Genomic DNA, 24586 nt, shown 5'->3' with positions numbered 1-24586 from the left:
TCTTTGGCGGGGCTGCCCCGGGCATGGCGCCCGGGGCTATGGCGTATCAAAGGCTTAGAATGCGTCCGCCGCAAGGCTCATCATGGTGGCGGAACCGCTGGTGATGCGGGCCAGATGCGCGCCCGTTTCCGGCATGGTCCGTTCCATGAAGTAGCGTCCGAAGGTCAGCTTGGCCTCGAAACGCTCCGTCTCCTCGCCGCTGGCGATCTTGGCCTGCGCCGCCTTGGCCATCTGCGCCCACATGTAGCCAAGGGCAACCAGCCCGAAGAGATGCATGTAGTCGGTGGAGCCAGCGCCTGCGTTGTCCGGGTTGCTCATCGCATTCTGCATGAACCACATGGTCGCGGCCTGCAGATGATCGAGCCCCTGCTTCAGCGGCTTGGTGTAGGGCGCCAGCGCCTCGTCTTCCTTGTGGGCTTTCAGGAAGGCGCCGACCTCTTCGAAGAAGGCCATGACGGCCCGCCCGCCATTGGCCGGAAGCTTGCGGCCGACGAGATCCAGCGCCTGAATGCCGTTGGCACCTTCGTAGATCATGGCGATGCGGGCATCGCGGACGAACTGCTCCATGCCCCATTCAGCGATGTAGCCGTGGCCGCCAAACATCTGCTGGGCGTTGACCGCATTGGCAAAGCCGGTGTCGGTGAGCACGCCCTTCAGAACCGGTGTCATCAGCCCCATCATGTCGTCGGCCTTGACGCGCTCGGCCTCGTCTTCGGAGCGGTGCGACACGTCGCCCTTGAGGGCAGTCCACAGCACCAGAGCGCGGGCGGCCTCGTTGAAGGAGCGGATCGACATCAGCACGCGGCGCACGTCCGGATGCACGATGATCGGATCGGCTGCCTTGTCCGCCGCCTTCGGCCCGGTCAGGGCGCGGCCCTGGATGCGGTCCTTGGCGTAGATGACGGCGTTCTGATAGGCGACTTCGGACTGCGCCAGACCCTGTACCGCGACGCCGAGGCGGGCCTCGTTCATCATGGTGAACATGGCGCGCAGGCCCTTGTGCTCCTCGCCAACCAGCCAGCCGCGGGCGCCGTCATAGTTCATGACGCAGGTGGCGTTGCCGTGGATGCCCATCTTGTGCTCGATGGAGCCGCAGGAAACGCCGTTGCGCTCGCCCGGCGTGCCGTCGGCGGCAGGAACGAATTTCGGCACCACGAAGAGCGAGATGCCCTTCACCCCGTCCGGTGCGCCTTCGATGCGGGCCAGCACCAGATGGATGATGTTTTCCGCCATGTCGTGCTCGCCGGCGGAAATGAAGATCTTGGTGCCGGAGATGGCATAGCTGCCGTCGCCCTGCGGCACCGCCTTGGTGCGGATGAGGCCCAGATCCGTGCCGCAATGGGGCTCGGTCAGGTTCATGGTGCCGGTCCAGGTGCCCGCCACCATCTTCGGCAGATAGATTTCCTTCTGCGCATCCGTGCCATGCAGGGTGAGGGCGGCGATGGCGCCGGCCGTCAGGCCCGGATACATGGCAAAGGCCATGTTGGCGGAGGACATGTACTCGGCCATGATCATCGCCAGCGTATGCGGCAGGCCCTGGCCGCCGAAGTCCGGGCTGACGGACAGACCGCCCCAGCCGCCTTCGCAATAGGCGTCATAGGCAGCCTGGAAGCCCTTGGGCGCGCTCACCCGCCCATCTTCATGGCGGACGCAGCCTTCCCGGTCACCGGTCTGGTTCAGGGGCTGGACGATTTCCTCGCAGAACTTGGCGCCTTCGCGCAGGATGGCTTCCACCAGATCCGGCGTCGCATCAGCGAAGCCCGGCAGATTGCTGTAGCGTTCGTAGCCGAACACATCATTGAGCAGGAAGAGGGTGTCCTCGACGGGAGCACGGTAAGCCGGCATCAATTCCTCCCAGAACGTAACCGTTGGCAGTTGACGTTTCCGTAAACGTCACCTCTCCCGATATATACGTCTCAATTTTCGGGCGGGCAAGCCATGTCCTTGGGGAAGGTACGCCTGTTTTTGCGTGAAATGAATGAAAACTGTGTCATGAAACGCGAAAAACCGGAGCGAAGGCTCCGGTTTTGATGGTCAGGCGCGCTGTTTTGCCGCCGCCAGGAGAAAATGGCGGCCGGGCCGGGATCACTCCCCGCCTTCGTTTTCCTTGTGCTTCAGCATGCCGGAGACGATGGCGACGGTACGCGACAGCTCTTCAATCGCCTGATCGATGTCCTTGCGCTGGGTTTCCAGCACGGCAATCTGCTCGTTGAAGCGGGAGAGGGCGACGCGCAGCTGGGTCACCTGGCCGTCGCGCAGGTCATAAAGATCCAGCATGTCGCGGATCTCGGACAGGGAGAAGCCGACGCGCTTGCCCATGACGACGAGCTTCAGGCGGGCGCGGTCACGGCGGGTGTAGACGCGGTTGAGGCCGTCACGCTTGGGGTTCAGCAGGCCCCGGTCTTCATAGAAGCGCAGGGTGCGCAGGGTGACGCCGAATTCCTTGGCAAGGTCACCGATGGTGAATTGGGTCTTCTTGGTGCTGTCGTCGGCTGCGGCAACGACATCGGCAATCTCGTTGCCGTCCTGAATGGAAAGTGCTTCGCTCATTGCCTTGTCCTGTCCGTCCGCATGTGGCCGAACCTGCTGTACTGCGGAAAATCTGACGTGCATGCGGGCGGATGCCCCCGGCGTCACGGCCCTTGAGGAGGGAGGGCCCGAGACTGCCTGCTTGTCTCTGCCTTACCTTACGCATACGGAATGGTCCAGTGACCTTACGCAATTTTTTGACAAACAGCCCCGCCAGAGCGCGTTTCCGGGGGGCTGCTGTTGCAACATGCAGTGCCAGTTAACGCGGTGTTTACCCTAACACGACAAAGATTCATCAATTGCTTCGTTGCCAAGTCAGTATCGCGTTCCGGGCTTCTGCAGCATCTCTTGTGTTCAATGGTCAGCACGACCGCAAGGCCAGGTCCAGTCAATGTCCTCTTGGAAAACCCGCAAGCCTGAAAGCGGCAGCGTACGTCATGACGCGGGATATGCCCGGCGTAGCCATGACGGCTGGGATGGTCCGGGATATGACGAAGAGGATGACGGCTTTGACGAGGGCTATGGCTCGCGCACAGAGCGTCCGCAGGAGCGTGTCGAGCGTCTGACGCGCACATCCACCGCTGCCGGCAACTTTGGCCGGGCCAGCCACGCCTCTGAAACCGCGCAGGAACTGGAAGAGGTGGCGAGCGAGCTCGACCGCCTGATGAACAGCCGCCAGCGCGCCCGCCGCAAGCCCGAAGAAAGCCGCCGCCGTCCGGCCCATGACACCGCAGAGCATGGCGAGCGCTCCGCGCGTGCGCGCCGTGAGGCTGCTCCCGCCCGCCCTGCCGCGTCTGGCCGGATCGACGCCGTTCTCGAGGCGCTGGAGCGTCTGGACCGCCGCGTGGAAACCCTGTCCTCGCCCGTCCGGCCCCATGAAGCGCCGGACGATGAAGCAGACTTCGGCAGCGGGGCTTACGGCTCTCATTTCGAGGATGAGGATTACGAGGACGAGGCGCCCGCCCGTGCTTCTGTCCGGCCTCAGGCCCGCCGCCCCCAGCCCCAGCGTGCCCCGGCACCGAAGAAGGGCCGTGGTGTGCCCGGTTATGACTTCGACGAACTGGCAGCCGGTGCGGAACTGGATGACGAAGACGATTTTGCCGCCCGCACCCCGCGCCGTGACCCGGCACAGCCACGCCGCCGCGGCAGCCCGCTGGAGCGGCTGATCGAGGAAGATTTCGAGGCGCAGGACACCCGCTCCTGCCCCGCCCCGCGCCGCGCTGCGGCTGAGCAGGCCGCCCGTGAGGGGGAAAAGCAGTCCCGCCATCTCTATCAGGATCTGGCCCGCCGCATCGACGCCCTGCGCCACCCGCAGGAAGAGGCGCTGGATGTGGTGCGGCAGGAAATCGGCTCCCTGCGCGAAGCCATCGGCAACATGCCTGCCGCCCGGCGCGATGACAGCGACCGGCGTGAGATGCGCCGTCTGGCGGAAATGGTCGAGGGCCTGCGTGCCGGTGGTGGCAACGACCGTCTGGCGAAGGAACTGCGCGGCGAGATTTCCAGCCTGAAGACACTGATCGGCCAGACCAATGTGGATGGCACGTTGAAGTCGCTGGAAATGGGCTATGCCCATGTGGTGCAGCGATTGGACGAACTGACCCGTTCTGCCGTTGATCCGCGCGTCGTGCGCAATCTCAGTGCCCGTCTGGTCGAGATCGAGGACGGCCTTGCTTCGCTGCCGCGCGCCGAGCATCTGATGGTGCTGGAAGGCCGGGTGGGCGATATCTCCGACCGGGTGGAAAGCCTGCTGCGCTCCCATGCCCGGCCTGACATCGAGCCGCTGCGGCAGGAACTGCGCGACATGCGCAAGCTGGTGGAGCAGGTTGATTTTACCGGTCTCATCGGTTCGGTAGACGACCGCATCCGCTTTGTCGCCAGCCGCCTGGACGAGCTGGAAATCCTGGCGCGCGAGCAGCGCGGCCTCGATGACCGGCTGTCCGCGATGGAAGACCGCATGCCGGATGCCGAGGCTCTTGACCGCCTCAACGGGCGGCTGGAGGAGATCTTCGGCATGCTGTCGCGCGAGAACGGACGCGCAGGGCGTGACGATGCCCGTTTCGGCCAGGTGGACAACCGTCTCGACGAAATCATGGACCGGCTCTCCGGCATCGAGCAGGGCGGCACGGCGCAGCCTGCCTATGACCGCGCCTTTGCCGAGCTGGAAAACCGTCTCGACGGCATCCACAGCCAGATTGCCCGGATCGAGGAACGCTCCAGCCAGCCGGTGAGCCTGCCGTCCTTCGGCGAAGGCAGTGCCTTTGAAGCGCAGATGCTGGCCCAGCTTGAGCGGCAGATTTCGGATTTGTCCGGCCGTCTGTCCGCGCCGCGTGACAGCGTCACGGCGGAGGACATGGCCGCGCTGCGCAGCGAGATCGCCGGGATCCGCCGTTCGGTCGAGCAGCCCGCGCCTTCCGTTGCTGCGCTCGAGGCACGCATCAGCGAACTGGCGGACGCCGTCTCCCGGGGCGGAGACAGCTTCGATGACCGGCGCCTTGACCAGATCACCGGCAAGATCAGTGCGCTGGCGGATCAGCTGCAGGCAACGGAAGGGCGCCTGTCCAGCGTTGCCGGCATTGAGAAGGTGCTGTCGCGCATCGAGAGCAATCTGCGCGCCACCCGCGAGGAAGTGATTGAGGTGGCCGAAAAGGCCGCCCGCCGTGCCGTGATCGAAAAGGCTCCGGCCACGGACGAATATGACGGTGCCATCGGCGCGCTGCGCGACGATCTGCGCCGTCTCATGGATGCTGCGCAGGGCTCCGAGACGCGCACGCGCAACACATTTGATGGCGTTCAGTCCATTCTGACCGGCATCACCGACCGGCTCGACTCGCTGGAACGCAGCACGCTGGACCGTGGCGCTGCCTCCCGCCCGGCCGGTGAGAGCAGCAGCGCCCGCCGTGCTCCGCTGCCGGGCTTGCCGCTGAGTGCCGCAGCCGCAGGCGAACAAGAGCGCCCGCGCGACCGCACCCGCGACCGCAAGGCTGATTTCATTGCAGCCGCCCGCCGCGCAGCCCATGCAGCATCCGCCGAAGTTCAGCAGCAGGCCAAGCTGGAGCAGGATGAAGGCGAGGACGCTGCCAGCGATAGCCGCGCCAGCTGGTTCCGCCGCGCCCTTCGCCGGGATACGGCAAAGACTGTGGCAAGGACTGCCGCGAAGGATGATGCCCGCAAGCCGGAGAAAGCGGCTGCGGAGGGGGGGACCCGCGCCAAGATCGAGCCTATGGTCGGCAAGCCGCAGAAGGCCCCCGCAGATGAGGGCAAGGCTGCAGGTGATCTCGATCTGGCGGACCTTGCTGCCGATATCCGCGACGAAGCCGCAGCGGGCAGCGGCAGCAGCCTGTTCGGCACCGGCCGCAAGCGCGCGATCCTGCTGGCGGCGGCTGCGGTCGTTCTGGCAATCGGCACGCTGCAGGTCTTCCGTCTGTCGACCGGAGGCGGCGATACGGCTTCGGCTCCGGATGCTCAGGACGAAGGCAAGCAGCTGGCGGAAGCTTCCGATGGCACCGGCACGCAGCCCGTTCTGGAGCTGACCGAGCAGGACATTGCCAAGGCTCTCGACGAGGCCACGGCGCAGCCCGGTTCAACGGCCGGACAGACGCAGATGGCAGAAGCGCCCGCCCGCAATGTGACCCCGCCATCCAGTGGGGCCATGCCGCTGGAGCAGGTGCCTGCCGCCCAGGTGCCGCCGGCGGTCTCTGCCCAGCCTTCTGTTCAGGCCCCGGAAATGGCACCTGATCTCGCCTTCGCGCCGCCTGCGATCAGCGGCAAGTTCGGCGATACACCTTTTGTCACCGGGCCGCAGCAGCCGTCCGCCAGCCTCGCGGCCGCCGATCCGCAGTCCGGTGCCGACGCCGGTGCCCTGCCGCCGGAAACGGCGGGTCCGATGGCCCTGCGCAGCGCCGCTGCCGCCGGCAACGCCGCAGCGGAATTCCAGATCGGGGTTCATTACACCGAAGGCAAGGGTGTCACGCCGGATCTGGCGGAAGCCGCCCGCTGGTATGAGCGCGCAGCGGCCAAGGGGCTCGCTCCCGCGCAGTACCGCCTTGCCAGCCTTTATGAAAAGGGCCGTGGTGTGCCGCGCGACATCACCAAGGCACGCGACCTCTATCTGAAGGCTGCGGAAGCCGGTAACGCCAAGGCCATGCACAATCTCGCCGTCATCTATGCCGAGGGCGCCGAAGCCCAGCCGGACATGGCAGCGGCTGCCAAGTGGTTCAAGTCGGCCGCTGAACACGGGGTTGCCGACAGCCTCTACAATCTGGGCATCCTCTATGCCCGGGGCATTGGCGTCGAGAAGGATCTAGTCGAAAGCTACAAGTGGTTCGCCATTGCCGCGCGCGGCGGTGACGCGGAAGCCGCCCGCAAGCGTGACGATGTGGCCAACATGCTCGACGCCAGCGGCCTTGCCGCTGCCCGCCTTGCGGTGGAGACATTCAGGCTCAAGGACCTTAACCCGGCAGCCAACACGGTTCTGCTGGATCCGGCGTGGGATGAGGCGGCGCTGGCCATGCCGGTCAATGCAGCTGCGGGCGGGGAAGTGAACGAAGTTATCCAGGTTCAGGCTCTGCTGCAGAAGCTCGGTTTCGATCCTGGCGTGGCTGATGGCTCCATGGGCCCGAAGACCCGTTCTGCGATTGAAGCTTTTCAGCGCAGCGCCAACCTTCCGGTAACCGGAAACGTGGATGCTGGTCTGATCAGGGCTCTGCTCGGACGTTCAATCTGAATGTGAGCAGATTGCTGAAATTCCAAGGTTGACAGGGCTGCAAAAGCAGCCCTTTTAACACGTGTCTTTCCGTTCAGGCGCCGCGCCCCGCGCGGCTGCCGCAAGCCGGTATTGAGCCCGTGCAACTGTATCTGCCCATCGCCGAGATTTCGGTGAACATGTTCATGATCTTCGGCATGGGTGGCGCCGTGGGCTTTCTGTCCGGGCTCTTCGGCATTGGCGGCGGCTTTCTGCTGACGCCGCTTCTCATCTTCTCCGGCATCCCCCCCGCCGTGGCCGTGGCCACCGTCACCACGCAGACCGTGGCCTCGTCGGCCTCCGGCGTGCTGACTTACTGGCGGCGCGGGGCCATCGACATGAAGATGGCCGGCATCCTGCTTACGGCGGGTATTGCCGGTTCGGCTGCCGGCGCCTGGCTTTTCGGCAAGCTGCAGGCCATAGGCCAGCTCGATGTGGTCATTGCCCTGTCCTACGTGACGTTCCTCAGCACCGTTGGCGGCCTGATGCTGGTGGAATCCCTGCGGGCGATCCGCCAGCGCCGGGCAGGCACGGCCCGCGCGGCCCGCAAGCCCGGCCAGCACAACTGGATCCATGGCCTGCCGCTGAAGGTGCGCTTCCGCAAGTCGAAGCTTTATCTCAGCGTCATCCCGATCATCGTGCTTGGTGCCGGCATCGGCTTCATCGGCACGGTTCTGGGCATCGGCGGCGGCTTCCTCATGGTCCCCGCCATGATCTATCTGCTGCGCATGCCGACCAGCATCGTCATCGGCACCTCGCTGATGCAAATTCTCTTCACGATGGCTTTTGCCACGCTGTTCCTGTCCATCAGCACCCAGACGATCGACATCGTGCTGGCCTTGACGCTGATGATTGGCGGCGTCATCGGGGCGCAGTTCGGTGCCCGCATGGGCCAGAAGCTGCGCGGTGACCAGTTGCGCCTTCTCCTGGCGCTGCTGGTGCTGGCGGTTGGCGTGCGGTTCGCCGTGGATCTTGTCGTCATGCCGGACGAGTTCTACTCGGTCGCCGTGCGCAAGGGGGAGGGCCTGTGATGCATTCGCTGTCCCGTCATCTTGTGGCTGTGTGTGTGCTAGCAGGGGCCTTGCTGCCGTCTGCAGCGCGCGCTGAAGGTCTGGTAACGGCCCTGTCAGCGGACACGGTCAGCATCGCCTCGAATTTCACCGGCGCGAAGATCGTCGTCTTCGGCCAGGTGGAATTGCCGCCCGGCGTCTCTGCGCCCGATGCCGGTTATGACCTCGCGGTGGTGCTGAAAGGTCCGCCCGAAAACGTCACGACGCGCCGCAAGGGCCGTTTTCTCGGTGTGCTGTGGGTCAACCGGGAAGCCGAGACGTTTTACGGCGTGCCCTCATTCTACGTCATGTCCTCGACCGATCCGGCGAGCGAACTGGGCCCGCGGCAGATGCTGGAGGAAAACAGCATCGGGGCAAGCTACGTCAATCTGCCCATGAGGGCCGATTCCGAGATGCCGCTCGCCGAGAGAGCCCATTTCCGCCACGCTTTTCTGCGGCTGCGCAAGGAGCATGGCACCTACGTGGACCAGCCGGGCAAGGTGGAGTTTCTGACCCCGACCATGTTCCGCACGACCATTTCACTGCCTGCGACGACGCCGGTCGGTGTCTATACGGTGGACACGTTTCTTCTAAGGGGCGGAGAAATGCTGGCGCAGGATCAGAAGGGACTGACGGTGGCCAAGACCGGCTTCGAGCAGATGACTTTCGACATGGCGCATGAGCAGCCTGCGCTTTACGGGCTTGCGGCGATTGCGCTGGCGGTCTTCACCGGCTGGCTTGCCGGTGTCGTCTTCCGCAGGGATTGAGCGTAAGCCGCTGGCGGGATCAGTCTGCGATCAGCTTGGCGGCTGTGAAGGGGTAGAGCCTGTCCGCTCCCAGAAGGAAAGCCGAGAAACGGCGGGGCGGGAAAACGGCCGCAAAGGCCGGATCCATCACATTCAGACCGCCCGTCAGCGCGCCGAAGGCCGGCAGGACCAGCCGTGTGCCATCGGTGGCAAAGCAGGGGCGGCGGATGGAGCGGCCATAGCGGCGCACCTTGGCCGCCGGATGCAGATGGCCGCAGACTTCACCCTTTGCAGCGCCGTTGCCTTCTGAGGGCTCATGCCGGAAGGTGAGGCCGCCCAGGGTGAGATCGTCAACGCATTCCCCGCAGAGCCGCACAGGCGCCACAGGATCATGATTGCCGGTGACCCAGATCCATTCGCGGTTGAGCTGCAGCGTGGCAAGGAAGGCGCGGTAAGGTGCGGGCAGCCGGTCCGAGCCTTCCGCATCATGGAAACTGTCCCCCAGGGCAATGATGCGGGACGGGTCGAAAGCCTCGATCACCAGTGCCAGGCGTTCCAGCGTGGCCGCCGTATCATAGGGCGGCAGCAGAACGCCGCGGCGGGCGAGGGAGGAGGCTTTTTCCAGATGCAGGTCGGCGACGATGAGGGTGGCTTCTTCGGCCCACCAGGCGACGCCGCTGTCATGCAGACCGAGCTGGGTTCCGGCAACGGCAATATCGTGACACACGGGCGTGGTGCGCCGCATTGGTCCCGGCTGTCTGAGCGCCGTCATGCCATGGCCTCCCCGATCAAATCATCCGCTGCTTCTGCAAGGATGCTTTCCTGAGCCTCGCCATAAATGGGTTCTCTTCCGATTTCCAGCAGAACAGGAACCGCAAGGGGCGAAACTCTTGCGAGATGAGTATGCGTGATTCGACCCTTGATCCTTAAAAGAAGTTCACCAAGCCGGGAGATATCCAGAAGTCCTTCTGCTGCATCGTTCCATGTTGCACGCAGAAGGATATGGTCCGGCTCGTGCTGGCGCAGCACATCATAGATGAGATCGGATGAAACCGTGACCTGACGGCCGGATTTCTCCTGCCCCGGATGGCGCCGCTCGATCAGGCCGGAAATGACGGCGCAGTAGCGGAAGGTGCGCTTCAAAAGGCTGGACTCCGCCAGCCAGGCATCAAGGTCGTCGCCCAGAAGATCCTCCTCGAACAGGGCATCGAGAGACAGGCGGCCGGTGCGGATGAGAAGATCCGGATCCCCCAGCCCCCAGATCGCCAGCGCGTAGTCATTGGCGACAAAGCCCAGCGGCTTGGCGCCCAGCCGCTCCAGCCGCCGGGTCAGCAGCATGCCGAGTGTCTGGTGGGCAAGGCGCCCCTCGAAGGGATAGCAGACGAGGTAGTGCTTGCCGGCACGCGGGAAGGTCTCCACCAGCAGGCCGCTGCGGCTGGGCAGCAGGGACTTGGCCCGCTGCAGTTCCAGCCAGTCGCGCACTTGATCCGGCAAGGCCGGCCAGTGGTCCGGCTCGGACAAAAGCCGCCGCACGCCATCGGCCAGATAGGTGGAGAGCGGAAACTTGCCGCCCTGATAGGAGGGCACCATCGGTTTTTCGGCCTTGGCCCGCGAGACATAGGCCTCGCTTTCGATGATGCTTTCAAACCGCAGGATCTCGCCTGCAAAGAGGAAGGTATCGCCGGGGGCAAGCTGCTCCAGAAACCATTCCTCGATCTCGCCCAGCACCCGGCCGCCGCGTCCCAGCGGCGTGCGGCGGCCCTGCTCCTTGCCGCGCACCAGCCTCACCTTCAGCATGGGGGCTTCGACAATGGTGCCCACATTCAGCCGGTATTGCTGGGCAATGCGCGGATGGGTGATGCGCCACAGCCCGTCCGGGCCCTGTTTCAGCTTGGCGTAGCGGTCATAGCTTTTCAGCGCATAGCCGCCGGTGGCCACGAAATCGAGCACGCGGGCAAAGGTTTCGCGGTCTAGATGGCGGTAGGTCTGCGTCTCGCGGATTTCGGCGTAGAGCTCTCCGGCATCAAAAGGTCCGGCGCAGCCCATGCCGAGAATATGCTGGGCCAGCACATCCAGCGCGCCGCGCCGCAGGGGCGGGGTGTCCTGCCCGCCGCTGGTGGAGGCTTCGAGCGCGGCCCGGCATTCCAGCACCTCGAAACGGTTGGCGGGGACGAGAACGGCACGCGAGGGCTCGTCCATGCGGTGATTGGCGCGGCCGATGCGCTGGGCAAGGCGGCTTGCCCCCTTCGGCGCGCCCACATTGATGACGAGATCGATATCCCCCCAGTCGATGCCCATGTCGAGGGACGAGGTGGCAACCACGGCGCGGAGCTGACCCGAGGCCATCGCGGCTTCCACCTTGCGCCGCTGTCCCACATCCAGCGAGCCATGGTGCAGGGCGATGGGCAGGGTGTCCTCGTTGATCTTCCACAGATCCTGAAACAGGCTTTCGGCCTGCGAGCGGGTGTTGACGAAGAGCAGCGTCACCCGGTGCGCCTTGAGAAGCCGGTAGATGTCATCCAGCGCATAGCGGGCCGAATGCCCGGCCCAGGGCACGCGCTCCGCAGTATCGAGAATGGTAATATCCGGTGCAGCCCCGCCGGTGACGGTGACCAGCTCGCTCAGGCAGCGGCCATCCGGATCCGTCTGTGCCACCAGATAGGCGCGCAGGTCATCCGGCTCTGCCACCGTTGCCGACAGGCCGACGAGCCGCACATCCGGGGCAATACGGCGCAGGCGGGCAAGCCCAAGCGCCAGCAGATCGCCGCGCTTGGAGGTGACCAGCGCATGGAGTTCATCCAGAACGATGGTCTTCAGGCCCTTGAACATGCCGGAGGCTGCGGGGTCGGACAGCAGCAGGGCGATCTGTTCCGGCGTTGTCAGCAGGATATCGGGCGGTGCCTGCTTCTGCCGCTGGCGCTTGTGGGTGGGGGTGTCGCCGGTGCGCGTCTCGATCCGCACCGGCAGGTCCATCTCCGCCACCGGCGTTTCCAGATTGCGGGCAATATCGACGGCGAGCGCCTTGAGCGGGGAAATGTAGAGCGTATGCACCCCCTGCCGCATCGCCTGAACCGTGCCCGGCTTTGGCCGTCCCCGTTCCGTCAGCTCGACAAGGCTCGGCAGGAAACCCGCCAGCGTCTTGCCTGCGCCGGTCGGGGCAATGAGCAGCGCGGACTGCCCGCGGCCCAGCACATCCAGCAAGGCCAGCTGGTGCTCGCGCGGGCTCCAGCCGCGCGCGGCAAACCAGGCGCGGAACCGTTCGGGCAGAAGCTGATCCTGAGGGAAGGCGGTCATGATCAAGGGTTGCGCATAAGGCCGAGGCGTTGCGGGAAGTGGCCAAAGGCCTTGCCGGATGATTATAGGTCAGAGAGTTGCCGCTCCAAGCTCTTTCGGATCGAACGGTTTCCGGCCTCTGGCAAATGGCCGCGAAGGCCCTATGCTTCTGCCCCATGTCCATTGCCGCATCCAGCCTTCTGCATCTGACGCCGGAAGGGCTCTTCTGCCCTGAGGCGGACGCCCATGTCGATCCGGTGCGCCCGGTGGCGCGGGCCATCATCACCCATGCCCATGCCGACCATGCGCGGGCCGGACACGGGGCAGTTCTGGCGACGGAAGAAACGCTCGACATCATGGCTCTGCGCTATGGCGAGGGCTTCTGTGGCCAGCGGCAGACATTGGCCTATGGTCAGAGGCTTGATCTGGGCGGCGTGACTTTGACGCTGAAGCCTGCCGGGCACGTTCTCGGATCGGCGCAGGTGGTGCTGGAGGCGGGCGCTGCGCGTGCGGTCATCTCCGGCGATTACAAGCGGCAGGCCGACCCAACCTGCACGCCTTTCGAGCTGGTGCCCTGCGATGTCTTCGTAACGGAGGCAACCTTCGGCCTGCCGGTCTTCCACCATCCGGATGCGGGCGCGGAAATGGCCAAGCTGCTGGCTTCGCTGGCGTTGTTTCCGGAGCGCACCCATCTCGTCGGCGCCTATGCTTTGGGCAAGGCGCAGCGGGTCATCGCGGAACTGCGCCGCGCCGGATATGACCGGACCATCTATCTCCACGGCGCGCTGGAAAAGATCACCGCCTATTATCAAAGCCGGGGCATTGCGCTGGGGCCGGTTGAGCCGGTGGGGCAGCTTGGCAAGGAGCTTGCCGGGGAAATCGTGCTGTGCCCGCCGGGAGAGCTTGCCGGACGCTGGGCGCGGCGCTTCGGCGATCCGGTGACGGCGGTGGCCTCGGGCTGGATGCGCGTGCGTGCCAGAGCCCGCCAGCGCGGGGCCGAACTGCCGCTGGTCATTTCCGACCACGTGGACTGGCCCGATCTCACCCGCACTGTGCTGGAAACCGGGGCGGCGGAAACCTGGGTCACACATGGTGCCGAAGAGGCACTGGTGCACTGGTGTGAAACCGTTGGACGCAAGGCCCGGCCTCTCCATATGATCGGCTACGGGGAAGATGAAACCGAAACCGATTCTGCCCCGGCTGACACTGACACTTAAGCTTGAGGCGCGCTGCAGACCTGCCGCGCCCTTCCAGGAAGACGGCCATGGCGGACAAGAACGAGATCGAAGACACCGCAGAACCTGCCGAGCAGGAGCTGGAAGCAGCCATTGCGGAACTTTTCGAGGATTATCTCGCCGGTTTCAACGATGCCGATGCAGAGGCTCTGATCGACTGCTTTTCCCTGCCTGCCACCATCTGGCAGATGGAAAAGGGCTATGTCTTTGATGACGAGGAAGAGCTGGCGGAGAATATCGACGCCCTGCTGGATGCGCTCGACAAGGAGAATATCTCCTATTCCGAGTTCGACGTGGTTTCTGCCCACATCTCCGGCCCGACGGCGCTGGTCACCCTCGACTGGCGTCAGGAAAGTGCTGATGGCGAGAGCGTCTTCGAATTTACCTGCCACTATCACCTCGTGTCTGATGGCGAGGTCTGGCGCATTGCCATGATCGTCAACGAGCAGTAAGCGGCAGCTGATTTTAAGTCTTTGTCATCTTGCTCTGAGTCACCCCGGCCAAGCGTAGCGCGAGCCGGGGTCTACTCGTTTGCAGAGAGGCGGGTTTGGGCAGGAGCGCTGCGCCAGACCTGCCCCGTCTTATGTCCCGCTGCGAGGGCGAATCTGATTGCTCTGCAAGCGAGTGGTCCCCGGATCTGCGCTGCGCTTCGTCCGGGGTGACCTCAGTGTGTGGCGCGGCCTATACCAGCTCCCGATGACGTGAGTTCACCGGGCGCCTGCCTCAGCCTTCCTGCTTCTTCGACTTCTTCTTCACGCCGTCGCCCTTGCGGTGGGCGGCCTTTTTCGGGCCGCCGTCCTTGAAGGCAGGTTTGCCCTTGCGCGGGGCAAAGCCTTCACCGGCTGGTGCGCCGCCGAAGCCGCCGCCATCAGGGCCGCGCTTGCCGCGCTTCGGGCCACGGTCGAGCGGCGCTTCGTCCATCGGGGCAAAGGCCGGATGCGTCGGGCGCGGTTCATCGTCCTCGAAACGCTTGCGGCGCGGAGCCGGGCCGCCACGTCCGGCGGGTGCAGCGCCACCGAAGCCGCCACGGCCGGTGTTGCGTTCACGGGCGCGCTCGTAACGGCTCGGGCCGTCCTCGTCATTGCCACGGAAGGACGGGGCAAAGCCGCCGCGCACGTCGGCGGCCTCAATCACCACACCGCGCTCGCCGGAGCCATCGCGGCGGATCACGTCGGCATATTTTTCTGCATGGCCGCCCATGATTTCGAAGAGGGTTTCGGTGTTGCCGATCTTGATGGCACCGACTTCCTTCTTCGTGACGTGTCCGGCGCGGCAGATCATCGGCAGCAGCCAGCGCGGGTCAGCGCGGTGCTTATGGCCGAGGGAAAGGCGGAACCAGACGCCATCTTCAAACTTGTTGCGGACTTCGAAGCTCTTGCCGCCGCCGAAGTCATCACGCGGGCCCCTGTCTCCTCTGTCGCCCCTGTCACCACGCTCACGCGGGCCACGGGCTTCAAAGCTGTCTTCCGTCAGCTCTTCCGGGGGCGGCAGGCGCAGCTGGTACAGGCGCACGAAGGCCGCTGCGATGCGCTCGGCATCATGCACGGCCAGAAGCTCGCGGGCCGTCTCCAGATCTTCTTCTTCTGCCGGTTCGTTCAGAACCGGATCGGCAAGAAGACGGGCCTTGTCCTGGGCGCGGATGGCATTGGCGGAGGGGGCTTCACGCCATTCGGCCTTCACACCGGCCAGCTGCAGCAGGCGCTCTGCGGCGCGGCGGCGCGGGAAGGGCACGACGACAACGCTCGACCCCTTGCGGCCGGCGCGGCCCGTACGGCCAGAGCGGTGCAGCAGGGCGGCCTTGCCGGTCGGCAGGTCGGCGTGAATGACGAGATCAAGGTTGGGCAGATCGATGCCGCGCGCGGCCACGTCGGTGGCGACGCAGACACGGGCACGGCCATCGCGCATGGCCTGCAGCGCGTGGCTGCGCTCGGCCTGGCTCAACTCGCCCGACAGCGCCACGACCGAGAAGCCCCGGTTGGCAAGACGCGAGGTCAGCCGGTTCACCGCCTCGCGGGTGGCGCAGAACACGATGGCCTTCTGGGCCTCATGGAAGCGCAAAATGTTGATGATGGCGTTCTCGCGCTCGTTCGGCACGACCGGCATGGCGATATAGTCGATGTCGACATGCTGCTCGCGGCCGCTGATCGTGGTCAGGCGCACGGCGTTGCGCTGGAAGCGCTGGGCGAGGTCGGCAATCGGTTTCGGCACGGTGGCCGAGAACATCAGCGTGCGGCGGTCTTCCGGAGCGGCGTCCAGAATGAACTCCAGATCCTCACGGAAACCGAGGTCGAGCATTTCGTCGGCTTCGTCCAGAACCACGGCGCGGATGCCGGAAAGATCGAGGGCGCCGCGCTCGATGTGGTCGCGCAGGCGGCCCGGCGTGCCGACGACGATGTGGGCGCCGCGTTCCAGGGCCCGGCGCTCGGCGCGCGGATCCATGCCGCCAACGCAGGACGCGGTCTGGGCGCCGGCCTGCTCATAAAGCCAGGTCAGCTCAGCCTTGACCTGCAGGGCCAGCTCGCGGGTCGGGGCGATGGCAAGGGCCACCGGCGCACCGGCAGGGCCGAGGTGTTCATCGTCTCCAAGCAGCGTCGGAGCAAGGGCGAGGCCGAAGGCAACAGTCTTGCCGGAGCCGGTCTGGGCGGAAACCAGAAGGTCTGCGTCGGCGGGAGCGTCGGTCAGGATGGTTTCCTGAACCGGGGTGAGGCTGGAATAGCCTCGTTTTGCCAAAGCGGCGGCCAGCGCCGGTGCAACGGCGTGCGTCTCGATCATGTGTGTCTTTCGTGAAAAGGGGGCGGAGCAGCCTTCATGTGTCCGGCGTGCCCGTCATGTTGGAACCCCCTATACGGCAAAATGGGCCTGCCGTCCACTGGCTGCGAAAAACCTCTCGCACACGGGTTGCGTGGCGGAGCTTGCAGTCGAGCGGGCAGAGTAAGCCAAAACACCTAAATGGTGCTAAATCAGCATCAGAAGACGTCAGGTTAGTGCGCCGTTAACTCCCCCTGTCTACCGACATTTTCTATGTCTCGTAGTTCGAAATTAAGGACGGGGAATTTCGATGCGCAATATACGCCTGCAAATCGCCATGATGGCTGTTGTGCCATTGTTGGCCGTTATCCTCTATGCAGGAAATTATCTTTGGGGTGAATTTATCTACCTGCGAAAGATGCAGCAGATGAAGCCTCTCGTTGAGGTGTCGGGCCTCATCGAAGCCGTGGTGGACGAGTTGCAGAAGGAGCGCGGACAGACGGCGGTGCTGATTGCCTCCGGCTATGAAGTTGCGGCTGCAGGGATCGTGAGCAAGCAGAGAAGCGCGACGGACACGGACCTGCAGGCGCTGCAAGCTTTCCTGACCAGCTCTGCCGGTTCCGGCGTGGATGCCTCTGCCGGGCTCGGTGCATTGGCAGATCTGCCGCGCAGCGTTGCCAGCCACCGGTCCGCAGTTGATGCCCGTTCGGTCAATGGTGCCGACAACCTCAAGGCTTATACGGGCCTGATCTCCGGGCTGATGGGCACGATTTCCAACATTGCGCTCGATACGGGCGAGCCGCGTCTTGCAGCGGAGCTTCTGCCGTTCACGTCGCTTATTCAGGCCAAGGAAGCCGGCGGGCTGGAGCGCGCGATCGGTGCGCGCCTGCTCACGGCGGCCGGCAAGGGCGAAGTGACGGACTATGCCGTGTTCCTGTCCTTTGTTGACCGGGTGGCTGCCGGAGAAGCCTATCTGCAGAGCTTTCACATGCTGGCAACGCCAGCACAGGCCGCTGCACTCGACCGGATGATGGCCGGCAGCTCCATCCAGCAGGTCAAAGACTGGCGCAAGGTGCTTCTTACACTGCCGCAGACCGACAATGGCCAGGGTGTGACGGGACAGCAGTGGTTTGATGCGGCGACGGCCCGGCTGGACATCATTCGCACCGAAACGCTGGACCTGCTCAAGGCAGCTGGCGAGACCGTGGCGGTGATGGAAAGCGAAGCCTATTCCCGCGCGCTGGTTGCCGGGCTCATGTCTGCCGCGGCCATCGCGGTGACGGTGATCATCAGCCTTCTCAATCTGCGTGCAATCCTTGCCAACCTGCGCCAGATCCGCGCAGCGCTGGGCCGGGTGGCGAAGGATGAGACCGGCTTCACCATGCCGCTGCTGGAGCGGGGCGACGAAATCGGCGATCTTGCCCGTGCAGGCACCGTGTTCCAGGACAATGCCCGCCGCCGTCAGGCGCTGGAAAAGGAAATGGAGCAGGAGCGCTCGCTCGAAGGCGGCCGCCAGTCGCAGGTCGAGGCCATCATCGACCGTTTCCGCAACATGATCGATGCCAGCATGCAGGCCGTGGCCGAAAAGACGGAAGCGATGGCCGGCAGTGCCCAGAGGGTGACGGAAGTGTCGGGTCAGGCCTTTGCTGCGGCCGATCAGGCGCGGGCAGCCTCTGCCACGTCTTCGCGCAGTGTCCAGACCGTGGCCGCTGCGGCTGAAGAGCTCTCCAGCGCCATCTCGGAGATTCTCAACCAGTCCGACCGGTCGTCTGTCGCCATTACCGCAGCCACCGAAGTGGCCCGCGAGACCGATGTGCATGTGTCGAGCCTTGCGGAAGCAACCGACAAGATCGGCGTTGTCGTGGAAATGATCCGTGCCATCGCGGAGCAGACGAACCTTCTCGCCCTCAATGCCACCATCGAGGCGGCCCGTGCCGGAGAGGCCGGCAAGGGCTTTGCGGTTGTGGCTGCCGAGGTGAAGGAACTGTCCAACCAGACGGCCCGGGCGACGGAGGAAATCGCCGCCCAGATCACCTCGGTGCAGGGCATGACCGGCAAGGCGGTGACCTCGATTCAGCGCATCACGGGCTCCATCGCATCCGTGATGGAAATGACGATGGCCATCAAGAATGCGGTCGGGGAACAGAGTGCTGCGACGCGCGAGATCACCCAGAGCATCACCATTGCCGCTGACGGATCGGATCAGGTTGCGGCCAGCGTCGCCAATGTGACCCAGACCGCACATGACACCCGCATCGAGGCGGAGATGGTCGACAGCCTGTCCCGTGATGTGAAATCCGTCTCCGAGAACCTGTCCAGGGCGGTCGATGCCTTCCTGGCAGATATGGTCAAGGACGTGGAAGCCCGGCGGTCAGCTCTGCAGCGCCAGATGGCCGGGTAACTTTCATCGCAGGATCTTGAACATGAAGGACGCCGGAGGAAACCCGCCGGCGTCCTTTTGCTGTTCCGCCAGCCAACTTCGTGGACTTGGGCCCCAGGCGCGTTATCATCCGCGTATGCGCGCCTTTTCCCGCCTTCTGGACCGTCTTGCCTTTGAAAGTTCCCGCAATGCCAAGGAGGCGCTGCTGGTGGATTATTTCCGCCGCACGCCCGATCCTGACCGTGGCTATGCCCTTGCGGCGCTGACGGGCACGCTGGAGTTCCGCCACGCCAAGCCTGCAATGCTGCGGGCGCTGGCGGGGGAACAGACGGATCCGGTGCTTTTCGCGCTGTCCTATGATTTCGTCGGCGATTTGTCCGAGACGGTGGCGCTGATGTGGCCTGCACCGGACCGGGCCGCAGAGGCGGCTGGTGAGGGGCCGGGACTTTCCGCCGTGGTGCAGCGGCTCTCTGGCGCTGGCCGCAGCGAGGTGCCGCAGCTGATTGCCGGATGGCTGGACCTTCTGGATGAGACGAGCCGCTGGGCGCTTTTGAAGCTTGTCACCGGCGGCTTGCGGGTGGGGGTGTCCGCCCGCCTCGCCAAGACAGCGCTGGCGCGGCTTGGAACTGTCAGCGTGGGTGAGATCGAGGAGGTCTGGAACGCGCAGACGCCGCCCTATACGGCGCTGCTGGCCTGGGTGGAGGGGCGGGACGGCAGGCCCGAGGCACGGGACCCGGCACCCTTCCGCCCGCCGATGCTGGCGCACCCGCTGGATGAGGCACGGGACATGGAGGCGCTGGATCCGGCTCAGTTTCTGGCCGAATGGAAATGGGACGGTATCCGCGTGCAGGCTTCAGCCGGGCGAGATGCGGCGGGCAGGCGTGTGGCGCGGCTTTACTCCCGCTCCGGCGATGACATTTCCGCCGCCTTTCCCGATGTACTGGAGAGCCTCACCTTCGAGGGCTGTATCGACGGGGAACTACTGATCCTGCGCGATGGTGCGGTGCAGCCCTTTTCCGAGCTGCAGAAGCGGCTGAACCGCAAGACGGCTGCGCCAAAGCTGATGCAGCAACTGCCCGCTGCCATCCGGGCCTATGATCTTCTGATGGACAATGGAGAAGACCTGCGCGCCCTGCCGTTTGAGCAAAGGCGGGCGCGGCTGGAGGCTTTCCTGATCGCACAAGCCCCGCCGCGCATTGACCTGTCGCCGCTGGTGCCCTTTGCGAACTGGGAGGAACTGGCCCGCTGGCGGGAGGAGCCTTCCGCGCATCTGCCGGAGGCTGATGCAGGTGCCGTGGAAGGGCTGATGTTGAAGCGGCGGCAGTCGCCCTATGTGGCAGGGCGTCCGCGCGGGGAATGGTTCAAGTGGAAGCGCGATCCCTTCACGGTGGATGCAGTGCTGATGTATGCGCAGCGCGGCCACGGCAAGCGCTCGTCCTACTACTCGGATTACACCTTCGGCGTCTGGCGGGGAGAGGAGCTTGTGCCGGTGGGCAAGGCCTATTCGGGCTTTACCGATGAGGAGCTGCTGGAAATCGATAGGTTCGTCCGCAACAATACGATCAACCGCTTCGGCCCGGTGCGGGAGGTGGCGCATACGCAGGACCTCGGGCTGGTGCTGGAGGTGGCGTTCGAGGGGCTGAACCGCTCCGGCCGGCACAAATCCGGCCTTGCCATGCGCTTTCCCCGCATCGCCCGCCTGCGCTGGGACAAGCCGCCGCATGAGGCTGACCGGATCGAGATCCTCGAGGCCCTGTTGCCAGCAGCTGCCAGCGTGACTTGAGTCTCCGGCGCGAAACCGGCAAGGTTCGCCCTGACCGGAAAAGCCGGTTCGACGGGAGACCAGCCAGTGATCGACTATTTTTACACCCACGTTTCGCCCTGGGCCTATCTCGGCCATCAGGCCTTTGTGGACCTTGCGGCAGCGCATGGGCAGGAGGTGCGGTTCCGGCCGGTCAATCTGGCGGGGGTTTTCGAGGTGTCTGGCGGTCTGCCGCTGGCCAAGCGCCATCCGGTGCGTCAGGCCTACCGTTTTGTCGAGTTGCAGCGCTGGAGGGAAAAGCGCGGCGTGCCGCTGACACTGAAGCCTGCCTTCTTTCCCGCCGATCCCACCCTGGCCGATTGCTGCGCCATTGCCGTTGCCGAGGCGGGCGGCCCGGTGGCGGCCTGTTCGGCACGGTTCTTCCAGGCCGTCTGGGTGGAAGACCTGAACATCGCCGACGAAGCGGTTCTGACGGGGCTGTTGAGGGAGATGGGCCTTGATGCAGACGCCTTGCTTGAAGCAGCTGGCAGCGCGGCCATTCGGGAAGCCTATCAGGAGAACCAGCGCCGTGCCATCGATCTGGGCGTCATCGGCTCGCCCTGCTACGTACTGAAAGGTGAGCCCTTCTGGGGGCAGGACAGGCTGGACCTGCTGGAAGATGCGCTTGTCTCGGGCCGGGATGCTTTCCGGCCCGTTTGAGGCGGGACAAGCTTCCTGGGCAGAACTGCCGCAACGGCGTGCTTTTGACATAGTCCCCCGCTAACATGCGGCTTATGTGGGCGAGTCCCCCGGCGCGCGGCGAATGGAGGCATGGGCGATGGCTGATCCGAAACTGGCATCATCTGCGCGGCTGCGCGCAGGAACGCTCGCCGTGGCTCTTCTGGCCCTGTCCGGCTTCCTGCATGGACAAGTGGCGGAGGCGAAAAGCGCGGCACCGCAGGGCGGCCTTGCGGCCGGCCAGGTGGCAGGTCAAGGGGCTCCCGCAAAGACCGTGCCCTCGGGCAAGCCTGCCGCCAAGGCAAAAGCTCAAGGCCAGAGCCAGAGCCAGGTTAAAACGAAGCCCAAGCCTGCTCCCGCCGTTCCTGCAAGCAAGACCGCGAACAGCGCTGCAGGCAAATCCCAAGGGGACTCACCAGCAAAAGTGCCGGTCAGCCGGCCTGCAGCGGCACCTGTCCCGGTGGCGGACCAGCAGGCGGATCAGCAGGCAAATCCGGCGCAGGAGGCCGCACAGACTGAGGCTCCGGTCGCTGATCCGCGGCGTTACGCGCTCGTGAAAGTGGACGGCAGCTACCTGCGGCTGGACAGGGTGGCCGGAACGATCGCCTTCTGCAAACCGGCCAATGGGGTGTGGCGCTGCATGCCTTCTCCGGATGCAGAAGCCGCTTATCTGGGTGAAATCGACCAGCTGCGGCAGGAAAACGCGGCCCTGCGGCAAGAAATTGCGGCTCTCAAGGGCAACTCGGACAGCGGCGTCCCGGGCCGCCCATCCGCAGAAGCCCCCCGCGGCAACACCCGACCGGCGCCGGAACTGTCGCAAAAGGATGAAGAACAGCTCGACGAAATGCTTTCCTTCACGGAGCAGGCCATGCGCCGGTTCTTCGGTCTGATGCGGGATCTGCAAAGAGAAACGGGCCAGTAGACGGCCTTTCCCTCGCATCTCACGGCCGCGTTGCAGGCTCCGGCGCCAGTGTTTGCAACGAACTGCCAGTCAGGCTCCCGTTCCTCTCCCCCCTTGAGGGAGAAATGCCCCCGGCAGGGGGCAGAGGGGGTAACGGACTGTCCGCTTATGCGAGAGATTCTGCCGTATTGAGGCGCAGCTACCCCCCTCTGTCTGCTAACGCAGACATCTCCCCCTCAAGGGGGGAGAGGGGCGCTGCGGCAAAACGAAGGTGCGTTCCTCTTCGTTGCGTCCGGTCTAAACACCGCCTGCTCCGGCGGGACAGGCTGTCTCCTCTGCTCAGTCTGCCCGCAGGCGTGACAGGGCTTCCTGAGTGCCCGCAGGAAGTCCCGCTGGCTCGCCGCTCTCCCGGCAAACGGGGCCGAAAGCGGTGTCGGTGATGGCGCAAAGGCGGCTGGCGCGGCTTTCAAACACGAAGAAACGCGCGCCCAGCATGTTTGCCTGGGTGCCGGTCAGGCTGACGGCGATCACAAAGCTTTCGCCTGCCTTGAGCGGACTGATCCAGGTCAGTTTCATCTCGAAAAGACGGCGCTGGCTGCCTGTTTCCTGTTGCCAGCCGAGGTTCAGGGGAGTCTGTTGCCAGACATGAGGCAGCGCCTCGCCGATGCATTGCGCGACAAAGCCATCATCTGCCTTGTTGTCCGCCCCAAGATGCCTTGGGAGCACGGTTCCCCGGTAAATGACCGATCCGCCGCCCTCGACAATGCTTTCCAGCGTTGCCTTGTTGGCCAATGGAGAAGGGGGCAAGGCACGGGGCGCCGCTTCTTCCGGCATGGCCTGAACCACATCCTTGAACTTGCTGCGGAACGTGCGGGCGGTGCCGGCAGGCGGGGTATAGCCATCGATAGCCGTGGCCAGAACCTCTCCGGTCACGGCGTTCTTCATCTGATGGACGATGGTCAGAATATGCGGGCCGTCGAAACAGACGAGAGAGGAAACCACGAGCAGCGTGCTGCAGGGGGCCGGAGTGTGGAAGCGGATATGCCGCACGCGGCGGGCGCCGACCAGAGACTCACTCAGCGCGCAGATGAGCCGGAACTGTCTGTCCGCCTCATCGAGCCGTTGGACGCAACCATGTTCGCTCAAAACACCCTGTTCTGTACAATCGCTTTGGCTCACATAGGAGAACAGGGTTTCTTCAGTCAGCATCGTGTGGTGGCCCTGATGGTTGCTGTAGCCGGGAAAATATGTAACTTACTTTCAGGTAATAGTAGAGTTATTCATAATTACGCTAAGGAAATTATCAATAAGAGATTTGCTCTGGTCCGCTATTCCGAGAGGAAAGCTCTGGAAAACATGGCATCCGCCGGGGAAGACGTCCAGCGTGGCGGAGTTCCCGGAGGATATCCATCGGGATGCCTGAAACAACGTGTCATCCAGAAGGGGATCCCGGGTTCCCACCACGAAATAGGCGGGCGGCATGCCGCTCAGGTCTGCCATCAGGGGGGAAATGTCCGCAGACTTGGGGTCTTCGCCGTTCTGCAGATACAAACGGACGAACATTTCGATATCGCGCGTGTTCAGAACCAGCTTCTCCGTGCCCCAGGATCTGGCGCTCGGCGTCAGGCTCAGATCGAAACAGCCGGCGATAAAGACGGCGGCACTGAAGGGTGTCAGACCGTGCCTGTCCCGCAGGCGCAGCAGGGTGGCAGCAGCCAGATTGGCGCCTGCGCTGTCCCCGCCGATGGAGAACCGTGACAGCCCGAATTCCTGCGCGGCCGGCCCGATGAGCCAGAGGGCTGCGGCTTCGCAGTCATCCGGTGCGGCAGGATAGGGATGTTCCGGAGCAAGCCGGTAGTCCACGGAAGCAACCAGAAGTCCCGTCCTGTCCGCCATCTCGGCCAGGCGCAGATCCTGCAGGTCCGCCCCGCCGAACGTCCAGCCGCCGCCATGAATATGCAGGAACGCCCCCTCCGGCCGGCTGTCCTGTGGCCGGAAAAGCCGGAGGCGGAGCTTGCCCGCTGCCCCGCCACGTGCAGGACCCTCGATCCAGATATCCTCAGCGCGCGGGCTGCGGACGGGGGCCGGGAAGGGGCCTATGCCTTGCTCCCGCCGGTCGCGGACCACCTGCGGGGGGAAGCTCCACTGATCCGGCTCGGCAGCCAGCCGTGCCGCGAGAGCCTCATTGAAGGCGCGTGTTTCTTCGCTCGCGGCTTCGGGCAGGAAGAGGGAATGGTGAAGGCTCAGCATCAAGGGTTCTCCGGTTCCGGTGACTGCGGGAAAGCTAAAGTGTCAGATCGTGTCTGCCAATCTGCTTCAGTCTGGGGGCGTCAGGGGGCAATCCGGAGAAGTTGCAGCGCGTTGCCGTTTCTCCCATGTCACTTGCGGGAGATTTCGGGCAAGGCTTGATCTGGTGCAAGGTGATGTGCACTGTGAAGGCAGAGCCTTCTGACCGGGATGGCCGCGCCCGTTGTGCGGTGTGCGCTGGCCTGACCGGATGGAATG

Annotated in this window: 16 protein-coding genes; 9 read left to right on the top strand and 7 right to left on the bottom strand. The window is 64.6% G+C overall.

The genetic code is table 11. The features are described 5' to 3' along the window. Positions 1-54: 54 nt before the first annotated feature. Positions 55-1845 carry an acyl-CoA dehydrogenase C-terminal domain-containing protein gene (locus ACVNHC_RS01190; RefSeq protein ID WP_122519506.1) on the bottom strand — a complete coding sequence of 597 codons (1791 nt, stop codon included), beginning with the start codon at positions 1843-1845 and terminating at the stop codon, positions 55-57. 240 nt (positions 1846-2085) lie between these two features. After that, entirely contained in the window at positions 2086-2550 is a 465-nt protein-coding gene (locus tag ACVNHC_RS01185; RefSeq protein WP_050470901.1) for a MerR family transcriptional regulator, read from the bottom strand. 370 nt (positions 2551-2920) lie between these two features. Here ACVNHC_RS01185 and ACVNHC_RS01180 point away from each other — a divergent pair, with 370 nt between their 5' ends. From ACVNHC_RS01180 to ACVNHC_RS01170, 3 genes are all read left to right on the top strand, one after another. Further along, entirely contained in the window at positions 2921-7252 is a 4332-nt protein-coding gene (locus ACVNHC_RS01180) for a peptidoglycan-binding protein (RefSeq protein ID WP_457166222.1), read from the top strand. 119 nt (positions 7253-7371) lie between these two features. Further along, positions 7372-8301 (top strand): sulfite exporter TauE/SafE family protein, encoded by a 930-nt coding sequence (locus tag ACVNHC_RS01175; RefSeq protein ID WP_050470903.1) that lies wholly within the window; start codon positions 7372-7374, stop codon positions 8299-8301. A gap of 50 nt (positions 8302-8351) precedes the next feature. Next, positions 8352-9086, top strand: a complete 735-nt coding sequence (locus ACVNHC_RS01170) for a TIGR02186 family protein (protein WP_457166221.1) — start codon at positions 8352-8354, stop codon at positions 9084-9086. A 19-nt stretch (positions 9087-9105) separates the two neighbouring features. Here the strand turns inward: ACVNHC_RS01170 and pdeM are convergent, their stop codons facing one another. Both pdeM and ACVNHC_RS01160 read right to left on the bottom strand, forming a co-directional pair. Next, positions 9106-9837, bottom strand: coding sequence for a ligase-associated DNA damage response endonuclease PdeM (gene pdeM / locus ACVNHC_RS01165; protein WP_050470905.1), 732 nt, complete (start codon positions 9835-9837; stop codon positions 9106-9108). Then, on the bottom strand, positions 9834-12359 hold the full coding sequence (locus tag ACVNHC_RS01160; protein WP_457166220.1) for a ligase-associated DNA damage response DEXH box helicase: 2526 nt from the start codon (positions 12357-12359) through the stop codon (positions 9834-9836). The genes pdeM and ACVNHC_RS01160 overlap by 4 nt, the downstream gene beginning before the upstream one ends. A 155-nt stretch (positions 12360-12514) precedes the next feature. Here ACVNHC_RS01160 and ACVNHC_RS01155 point away from each other — a divergent pair, with 155 nt between their 5' ends. Together ACVNHC_RS01155 and ACVNHC_RS01150 are read left to right on the top strand one after the other, a co-directional pair. After that, on the top strand, positions 12515-13555 hold the full coding sequence (locus ACVNHC_RS01155; protein ID WP_457166219.1) for a ligase-associated DNA damage response exonuclease: 1041 nt from the start codon (positions 12515-12517) through the stop codon (positions 13553-13555). A 47-nt stretch (positions 13556-13602) separates the two neighbouring features. Continuing rightward, the gene (locus tag ACVNHC_RS01150; RefSeq protein WP_050470907.1) at positions 13603-14025 is read left to right on the top strand and encodes a DUF4440 domain-containing protein; all 423 of its coding nucleotides are present in this window, start codon (positions 13603-13605) and stop codon (positions 14023-14025) included. 271 nt (positions 14026-14296) lie between these two features. On the opposite strand, the gene ACVNHC_RS01145 is transcribed toward ACVNHC_RS01150, so the two are convergent. Continuing rightward, positions 14297-16345, bottom strand: coding sequence for a DEAD/DEAH box helicase (locus tag ACVNHC_RS01145; protein ID WP_457166218.1), 2049 nt, complete (start codon positions 16343-16345; stop codon positions 14297-14299). Positions 16346-16748: 403 nt separating this feature from the next. Between ACVNHC_RS01145 and ACVNHC_RS01140 the strand changes: the two genes are divergently transcribed. From ACVNHC_RS01140 to ACVNHC_RS01125, 4 genes are all read left to right on the top strand, one after another. After that, positions 16749-18722, top strand: coding sequence for a methyl-accepting chemotaxis protein (locus ACVNHC_RS01140; protein WP_457166217.1), 1974 nt, complete (start codon positions 16749-16751; stop codon positions 18720-18722). A 115-nt stretch (positions 18723-18837) separates the two neighbouring features. After that, a complete protein-coding gene (locus ACVNHC_RS01135) occupies positions 18838-20484 on the top strand; it encodes a cisplatin damage response ATP-dependent DNA ligase (protein ID WP_457166216.1) in 1647 nt (548 codons plus the stop codon). A 66-nt stretch (positions 20485-20550) separates the two neighbouring features. After that, complete coding sequence (locus tag ACVNHC_RS01130; protein ID WP_457166215.1) at positions 20551-21162, top strand: DsbA family protein; 612 nt, start codon at positions 20551-20553, stop codon at positions 21160-21162. Positions 21163-21280: 118 nt separating this feature from the next. Continuing rightward, entirely contained in the window at positions 21281-22102 is an 822-nt protein-coding gene (locus ACVNHC_RS01125) for a hypothetical protein (protein WP_457166214.1), read from the top strand. A 318-nt stretch (positions 22103-22420) separates the two neighbouring features. Here ACVNHC_RS01125 and ACVNHC_RS01120 read toward each other — a convergent pair whose 3' ends face one another. Both ACVNHC_RS01120 and ACVNHC_RS01115 read right to left on the bottom strand, forming a co-directional pair. Continuing rightward, a complete protein-coding gene (locus ACVNHC_RS01120; protein WP_457166213.1) occupies positions 22421-23290 on the bottom strand; it encodes a thioesterase in 870 nt (289 codons plus the stop codon). A 51-nt stretch (positions 23291-23341) separates the two neighbouring features. Beyond that, positions 23342-24331, bottom strand: coding sequence for an alpha/beta hydrolase (locus ACVNHC_RS01115; RefSeq protein WP_457166212.1), 990 nt, complete (start codon positions 24329-24331; stop codon positions 23342-23344). Between the last annotated feature and the right edge of the window lie 255 nt (positions 24332-24586).

Source organism: Pannonibacter sp. Q-1 (genome assembly GCF_054073275.1).
This window is presented reverse-complemented; position numbering and strand designations above follow the sequence as displayed.

Bases quoted from the DNA above. Each gene is read 5' to 3' on its own strand.
- ACVNHC_RS01190 (WP_122519506.1), bottom strand. From the start codon at position 1,845: ATGCCGGCTTACCGTGCTCCCGTCGAGGACACCCTCTTCCTGCTCAAT.
- ACVNHC_RS01185 (WP_050470901.1), bottom strand. From the start codon at position 2,550: ATGAGCGAAGCACTTTCCATTCAGGACGGCAACGAGATTGCCGATGTC.
- ACVNHC_RS01180 (WP_457166222.1), top strand. From the start codon at position 2,921: ATGTCCTCTTGGAAAACCCGCAAGCCTGAAAGCGGCAGCGTACGTCAT.
- pdeM (WP_050470905.1), bottom strand. From the start codon at position 9,837: ATGACGGCGCTCAGACAGCCGGGACCAATGCGGCGCACCACGCCCGTG.
- ACVNHC_RS01160 (WP_457166220.1), bottom strand. From the start codon at position 12,359: ATGACCGCCTTCCCTCAGGATCAGCTTCTGCCCGAACGGTTCCGCGCC.
- ACVNHC_RS01155 (WP_457166219.1), top strand. From the start codon at position 12,515: ATGTCCATTGCCGCATCCAGCCTTCTGCATCTGACGCCGGAAGGGCTC.
- ACVNHC_RS01150 (WP_050470907.1), top strand. From the start codon at position 13,603: ATGGCGGACAAGAACGAGATCGAAGACACCGCAGAACCTGCCGAGCAG.
- ACVNHC_RS01145 (WP_457166218.1), bottom strand. From the start codon at position 16,345: ATGATCGAGACGCACGCCGTTGCACCGGCGCTGGCCGCCGCTTTGGCA.
- ACVNHC_RS01140 (WP_457166217.1), top strand. From the start codon at position 16,749: ATGAAGCCTCTCGTTGAGGTGTCGGGCCTCATCGAAGCCGTGGTGGAC.
- ACVNHC_RS01135 (WP_457166216.1), top strand. From the start codon at position 18,838: ATGCGCGCCTTTTCCCGCCTTCTGGACCGTCTTGCCTTTGAAAGTTCC.
- ACVNHC_RS01125 (WP_457166214.1), top strand. From the start codon at position 21,281: ATGGCTGATCCGAAACTGGCATCATCTGCGCGGCTGCGCGCAGGAACG.
- ACVNHC_RS01120 (WP_457166213.1), bottom strand. From the start codon at position 23,290: ATGCTGACTGAAGAAACCCTGTTCTCCTATGTGAGCCAAAGCGATTGT.
- ACVNHC_RS01115 (WP_457166212.1), bottom strand. From the start codon at position 24,331: ATGCTGAGCCTTCACCATTCCCTCTTCCTGCCCGAAGCCGCGAGCGAA.